Source organism: Cysteiniphilum sp. (assembly GCF_057495195.1).
On record NZ_JBXTEF010000040.1, the window covers coordinates 1 to 7,632 of the forward strand.

The 7,632-nt window shown below is 32.7% G+C and carries 5 protein-coding genes; 1 reads left to right on the forward strand and 4 read right to left on the reverse strand.

From position 1 onward, the window contains the following. The 4 genes from ACY10D_RS03740 to ACY10D_RS03755 all read right to left on the reverse strand — a co-directional run. Window positions 1–672, reverse strand: a 672-nt coding sequence (locus ACY10D_RS03740; RefSeq protein ID WP_486999434.1) for a PAS domain-containing protein, incomplete at its 3' end; no start/stop codon positions are given. A gap of 26 nt (window positions 673–698) precedes the next feature. Further along, window positions 699–1,922 carry a PAS domain-containing protein gene (locus ACY10D_RS03745; RefSeq protein ID WP_486999435.1) on the reverse strand — a complete coding sequence of 408 codons (1,224 nt, stop codon included), beginning with the start codon at window positions 1,920–1,922 and terminating at the stop codon, window positions 699–701. Then, the gene (locus tag ACY10D_RS03750) at window positions 1,913–6,400 is read right to left on the reverse strand and encodes an amino acid adenylation domain-containing protein (protein WP_486999436.1); all 4,488 of its coding nucleotides are present in this window, start codon (window positions 6,398–6,400) and stop codon (window positions 1,913–1,915) included. Before ACY10D_RS03750 ends, ACY10D_RS03745 begins: the two co-directional genes overlap by 10 nt. A 47-nt stretch (window positions 6,401–6,447) precedes the next feature. Beyond that, window positions 6,448–6,594, reverse strand: coding sequence for a hypothetical protein (locus ACY10D_RS03755; protein WP_486999437.1), 147 nt, complete (start codon window positions 6,592–6,594; stop codon window positions 6,448–6,450). A 547-nt stretch (window positions 6,595–7,141) separates the two neighbouring features. Between ACY10D_RS03755 and ACY10D_RS03760 the strand changes: the two genes are divergently transcribed. Further along, window positions 7,142–7,444, forward strand: a complete 303-nt coding sequence (locus ACY10D_RS03760; RefSeq protein ID WP_486999438.1) for a helix-turn-helix domain-containing protein — start codon at window positions 7,142–7,144, stop codon at window positions 7,442–7,444. The last annotated feature ends 188 nt before the right edge of the window (window positions 7,445–7,632 follow it).

Sequence of the window (7,632 nt, forward strand, 5' to 3'; positions counted from 1 at the left end):
TAAAGTCAGATAAAGCACATCCAATTGTTTGATCGATAATTCGTTGATCACATCCCTATAAAATTTCTTTGCCTCAATACTTAAGCTAATGGCGGTACCACTTGTTAGGTATTGCGATTTTTTATGCAAATCTTTATGCAGAAAATCGCTGTTTGCGACGACTTCGATATCATGCTCAAAGGTGAATATGCCTTCCTTGGTTTGTTGTAATTCAAGCGCTAACTTTTTGCGCTCGGTAACATCAATAGACACACCAACAATACCGATTACCTCACGGTTTTTATTAAAGAGGGGGCTTTTTTTAGATATGAAGTATTGATTGTGACCATTTACATATTCATCATAAATTGTATTCTTTCTCAGCATCATAACTTGATCATCATGAAATCTTAGCATTTTGGCAGTATCTTCAGGAAATAATTGATCATCAGCTTGACCGCAAATTTCTGATGCAATACTTCTACTATGAAATTCAGCAATTGCCTGATTGCAAGCTAAATATTCACCATACTTATTTTTCCAATAAATTTGAGCATCAAGACAATCAATTACTTGCTGTAGTTCATAAGATATATCTCCACAATCAAGCAGTTGCTTTTCAAATGGTATCATTGTCTGTTGAGTCTCTTGAAATGCTTTTTGTAAATATTGATGATTGTTTGCTAGCTTCATCCATAACCCCTCTAGCGTAGTTAAATTTAATCGCTCACCTCGTTAATGATTGCTGTGAGCTTTGGCGCTCTGTCCTCATAGTACACTTTTTTAAATGGTAAGGTAAATGATAACTGCTGCTGATCAAGTATAGCGTCATTTAATTCTTCGCCATCACATAGTAGTTCGATATGAGACTTTGCTAATGCTAGCTCATAAGCCAAACTATGCTTACTGCCTGGGATATGATTTAACGAATGATTAAGCAAATGCTCAGCACGAATCGTATCGCCCTCAAACTCTAAAAAAGGCGTTCCACCATCAAAAGAAAAAGTGACATACAAGGTATTACTTCTTAAGCCCGCTTTGGCAGTAACAGTTAAATTGATGTCATGACTATTTTGTGCATTCACAGAGTTTGTGAAGTTAGCTAGAAATGTTCGGATAATATGACGCAACTTAGCATAGTCAATCAATAGTTTTTGACGTGCTAATGATTCAATCTGGTACGTCACTTTGGTTTTTAAATCACTGCTGATAAAAGTATTGGCAAGACCGACTTCATTCTTAATGATTTCTTCCAAAGTTGACTCAACAGTCACGATTTTCGCACGTTCGTCTTGCTGCAAAACTGCCGTATTAATCTTCTGATATAGTGTATAAATTTCAGATAAACTTTCATTGACTTGATAAAACTCATCGTTTAGATCACTACGCACAGTTTGAGGAATATCTAATTGCATTAATCGCGCTTCAATATTTTCTACCGAATCAGAAATTAACTTAAGCGCACTAATATAGTCATAGCCATACGATTTAATATAGTGCTTTTGAAAAGCAAGTCGTTTCTCAAGCTGATTTTTTTTACTACGCAATTCAAGCTCTAAATTTTTTCGCTTAGTAATATCAGTGGAAATGCCACAAACACCAAAAATGTTTTGATTTTCATCATATAATGGAGAAAGCACAACATCAAAAAAAATAATTTGTTGAGTTTTTGGGTTGATAATTCTCTCTTCACAGAATACTTTCTCCCCCGTTTGCAGCACTTTTTTATGATGTAAGACAATCTCTTTCCCCATTTCTTCAGGGTGCATTTCTATAGGTGTTTTACCTAGAATATTTTCAAGTTTCATACCTGCAATCTTAAGAATGAAACTGTTAGCACCTCTTAATTGATGTTTAGTATCAAACCAATAAAAACCGCCAGGTACTATCTCAGAAAGTTCAGAAAATGATGTTGTTATATCTTTTTTATCTTTTATGCGCACAAAATTTCATCCTCTAGAGATGCCAGTAAATGCCTAATATACATATTTAAATGCCCAGTTTCAATAATAGGCCAATCAAAATCCAATTGACTTAAAATTTGATCTGTTTTGTCTTTTAGTATCAATGATTTTGATTTTTCTGAAAAAAACTCCTTATTACTTTGCCATCCCATACGTAGTAAAAATCTTCCAGCCAAATCACATTGAACATGGTTTTGTAAATACTTAACTAGCCGGTCAATAAAAACTGCAAAACTTACAAGAGTGATATTATAATTATTTTTTTTAAGACCATCTGTTAGTTGAACTGAGTTGTTATTAAATACATGATGTGTCATATTCCTTAACTCAACTTTATCAAATAGTTTGATAATGGCTTTGGCTGTGATATCAGCCGGTGATATTTCAATACTGTCTAGATGTTTGGTAGTGCAACCTAATTTAGCAATAAACTGAACATAATGAGCAAATAAATTGCTTTGAATATCTTCCTGTAACTTGCCATTTTCCATAAATGCAAGATTACCAACTCTATATATATTACTATTTACTCCCTTTTGACGCCATTTAATAGTTTCAAGCTCTCCTAAGTACTTTGTTTTATTATAAGGTGAGTTCCATTGTGAGTTAGATGTTAATTGATCTGACTCAGTAAAAATATTTTGCTTACCTTCTTGAATAAGTCCCGATATTACTGAAACAGTTGAGATATAATGAAAATCTTTGAGCTTAGTTAATTCACATGCCTCAAGTAAGTTAATCGTTGATTGTACATTAGCTAAATAAAATTCATTTTTAGTACCATAATGCTTAGTTAATGCTGCGCAGTGTATAATACTATCGATGTTTTCAATTAAAGCACGGTACTCAATATCTGTTAAGCCAATTTGCTGTTTTTCTAGATCACATACTAGATAAGTGATACGATCATGAAATTTTTCTTCAAGTAAGTTATCGAAATAAACTTGGTATTTTTTTGTTATTCTTTTTATTGCATGCATTTGATTCTCAGCACGAATACATAGGTAGATGTGATAAGTTGTTGAAATTAATAACTGATTAAGTACATTACATCCTAAAAAGCCAGTTCCTCCTGTGAGCAATACATTTTTAATGGGCTTTTGCCTATAAATGATATTTGGCATATTAATAATTTCATTCAAGTATTGATTTCTTTTGGTTTTATGTACTTTATTAATTGGAATATTGAAATCATCACAATAAGTTTTCTTGATTTGCTGCAATCGATTAATCAATAAATCCATTACCATAACTCTACTTTTTGCCAATTTATGGGGGGTTCGCAAATCAAATATTTCAGATATCGAAATATCAAAATGTGATTGTAAAGCAATTGCAAGTTGAATCGCCTTAATAGAGTTGCCACCTAAGGTGAAAAAGTCATCATTTACACCTATTTTTTCAATGGATAGCACATTAGAAAAAGCCTGACAAATAATGCTTTCTTGTTCGTTTCTTGGCTTTATATATACTTGAGAACTTCTAAAAGTAATATTAGGTAAAGCATTTATATCCGTTTTACCATTTGTAGTTAGTGGTATTTCATCTAACTGCAATATGGCGCTGGGCACCATATAGTACGGTAATTTATTTTTAAGTTGCTCTATTATTAAATCGGTCTGCACTTGACTACTTGCAGTAAAATAAACGAATAGATAGTGATCATCATTAATTACTTTGTTAATCGCAACAGCTTGTCGAATGGTTGTAATAGTCATTGCGGCATTTTCAATTTCAGATAACTCAACTCTAAACCCACGAATCTTAACTTGAGTATCTTTACGCCCTATATACTCTAGATTCCCGTCAGCCAGCCATCTAACCAAATCACCCGTTGCATATAAACGATCATAACTGTTTTTTTTATCAATTTCGCTTGTAAAATGATTAAGAATAAATTTTTCAGATGTTAGCTTAGCTTTATTTAAATAACCTCGTGCCAATCCTACCCCACTAATACATAGTTCCCCAATCACTCCAGCTGGCAAAGGGTTATTATAAGCATCAACAACATAGCATTTATTGTTGGCCACTGCTTTACCGATACTTGAATTTATACTGTCATGGTAACAGTGATAAATAGTTGAACATACCGTAGCTTCAGTTGGACCATAAGCATTTACAGGATATTTGGACTTTATTAATTTATTAAAAGCTTTTATGCTTAAAGCTTCTCCTGCAGAGCATAAATACTTAGTTAGGTATTTTAAATCTAAACTTTCTATAATTTTGGGTGGTAATGTAGCATGAGAAATTTCATTCTCTGATAGATACCTTTGAAAATATTTAAGATTGATTTTTTTTGCATCCGATATAATATACAGCCGAGACCCAGAGACTAAAGCACCAAAAATCTCCCATATTGAAGCATCAAAACCAATCGATGCAAACTGTAAGACCTTTGAAGTTCCATCAACATTTAAAATTTCTTGCTGTGATAACGCCATATTACATAAGCCTTTGTGCATTATACAAGCTCCTTTAGCTTCCCCAGTTGTTCCAGATGTGTAAATAACATAGGCCAAATTATTTGATTCATTTAAACTTTTTAAATTGCACATTGAAAAGTTTTCATAGTAAGCTTCATCCAAAGGAATAATGATTGCTTTTGAAATATTTTTGAGCCTAGAGGTGTATTGTGATTGTGATAATAGCAAAGAGGCGCGAGTATCATTAAGTATATACTTAACTCTTTCATTGGGGTAATTAGGGTCAATAGGCACATAAGCTGCACCCGACTTTAAAATACCTAAAATTCCAACAATCATTTCTAAGCTTTTGTCCAAGCATATTGCAATTAAATCATCAGGTTGAATATTGCTTAATGTCTGTAAATATCTTGCTAATTGATTAGATTTGGCATTTAGTTCTTTATAAGTAAACTGCTTCTCTTCAAATACAATTGCAATATGATTGGGCATCTTTTCAACTTGCTCTTCAAATAGTTGGCAAATAGTTTTATCCCTTGGGTAAGGTTTATCAGTATTATTCCAGTCAATAATAATTTTCTGATATTCTTCTTTTGACAAAAGAGGAATATCTTTAATAGAAGTGCTGCTATTTAAATAATATTTATATTGCTTAAACATTGTTGTTAAGGCGCTAACAATACCTTTAAGCTCAATCGAATCAGTTTTAATGCCCGTAATATTAAGCTGTCCATTATTGATAACAAAATTCAATCTATGCGCAAATATAGTATTAAAGCTATTACCGTGATAAATGGCAATATCAGTTAATAACTCCATACAGTTATAACGATAATAAAAATCTTTGGTAATGTTTTGCTTCTTTCGTGAGTGATTTTGAATATATTCTTGAAAATTTAGTAGCTTTTCCTCGTTAAACACCTGCTTTAGCTCAAGCATATATTTGGTGTCGACTAAATTGGATAAATGCCTTAAATCGGGGTCTTCGACATAACAAGAGACTAGGAAGTTATTTTGATGAAAAATGCGCAGTAAAACCAATGAAATAGCACCAACAATCTGCGTAGTACTTAAGTTTGATGTGTTAATCGAATATTCTAATGACTCTTGTATCGTATGATTCATTGATAAATGAAGTGTGGAATTCACTTTGCTTTTCAAAGAATTGATAGCTAGTGCGTAACTACGCTCTTGCTTGTTGATATACTTTAGTTGATGACACTGGTTATCGTTCAGTGTAATGCTGTATTTTTGCAACTCTTCAAAATTAATTATTTTACTTATATTTTTTTCAATACCATAACAGTTATAGATTGATGGAAAGTGTAGTGCCTTATCCTTTGAAACAATGTATAAGCCTTTTAAATCAAAAAAGCTGTTGGGTTTTTCAACCCATATAGGTACCCCTAATAAATAGACTGATCCTTTAAAGCTAAGTTTGGCTGTAGCAATTTGATTTACTTGATCGCCACCAAAATCAAGTGCGCGGCAGTAACGAGATATTTGCATTAAGCTTTCACAATCATTAATAAAGCCATAGTTTTTTAGTGAGCGATTTAATGAAAAATAGCTTCTTTTATTTAAAGCTTGAGCTTGAAATTGTAGTTGATTATTTGACAAATCAGATAATAATATTTTAAATAGTGCCAGTGCTTTTTGAGTGCACTTCATATTAAGGCTGTACGTCGTATCCTCTCTTGAAATTGTTATTTCCTCTTGTCGAATAATATCGCCAGCGTCAATTTCATCAGAGATTTTATGCCAAGTAACCCCGTGTTTTTTTTCTCCATTAATAATTGCCCAAGTTGTAGGATTAGTTCCAGCATAGCTAGGCAGCAATGCATTATGGTAGTTGATTGCATGCTGAACATTATGTTTTTCAATAAGATTTCTTGGGATAATGTGGTTGTTTGCAATGCTAAATAACACATAACCTTGGTAATTACTTTTTTGGTATTCTTGATAAGATAGTGTACAAACACTTTGTTGTTGGCACCATTGCTGTATTTTTTCCTCTTCAGTAACCACAGCAATTAGGTCATAATCATATGACGTAAAAATAATTTTACAACATTCTAGACAAAGTCCAGTGTTACCAATAATAATTGTTTTTTTTTCTCTATAGTATTAGTGGATTTAACAATATCATTTTGTGTGCAGCCTTTTAAATAATCAGACCAGTATGCATTGTTTTTATTGATTAATACTTGTTTGCTGTTCATAACTAGTTCCCCCTTAGTTATTTGTTGATAAGTAAAACTTATAAATTAAGCATTTGAGTAATCACTGTTTTTCGATTACAGAAAAATCATGCCAGTAACACGTGCTCTATAAAAAACAGATTCTCCCATCTAGCATTACTTATAAGCTAAATATATAATACCATTGAGTTGCAGTTGCTTGATGATAAAAATGTAAATTTTGCAGACAAACCTTTGATTTAAAAAGGTGTTGGACATTAAATACATATTTAATGTTTGTAAATAGATCAGATAGGGGAATAATTAAAAATTATAGCAATAAACTATTGCACTTGGTTGAGAAGGGTGTATTATCTTCTTTGTGGAAGATTTGGGGCGGTTGGGTCATATTCCTTGCGTTTCGTATAGTTCCATCTATATTATGGGGGCTAACGCAGTTAAGATGGGGGCTTAACTATGACCCGCTATTATCGTATCGGGTCTTTAGTCGTATGGCAATAAAAACTTGCGTTTTTTTTGCATTTAGTTATAATTTTTTCTTATTTACAAGGTTTTTGAGCTTTGCAATATGAAACAGCTTGCCTCTGATTTAACTTATACCAATAATGGTATTGAGTCTGAACAACAGCTTAAGCTTGTTGGCTTTAATCTTAGACGATCTATGTTTGCTAAAGGCGTTAATAGCGTTGATCTTCATAATAATTTAGGCGTTTCTACGGGGACTGTAAGTAAGATTGTTAACGGTAAATGTATGCCTAACTTGCTGACAATCTATAGTATCACGCAATATTTAGGGATTAAAATTGATGATTTATTTAAGGATCCTCATGCCGCAGTAGCTGAAGAAAATCAGCCTGATAAATTTGCTTAGCAATTTACTATGTTATAACTGAGGTTATGCGCTTTTTCTATTTCAACACCCCGCCTCGTAAGCTCGGCACCCCTCTTGAAAAGAGGGGAATTAACATCACCATCGCCCAATTCCCCTCTTTTCAAGCATAGGTTTATAGGGATCTTTTCTATTCATTTAATTCTTCTCCTTGTAAAGTCTGAAAGCTC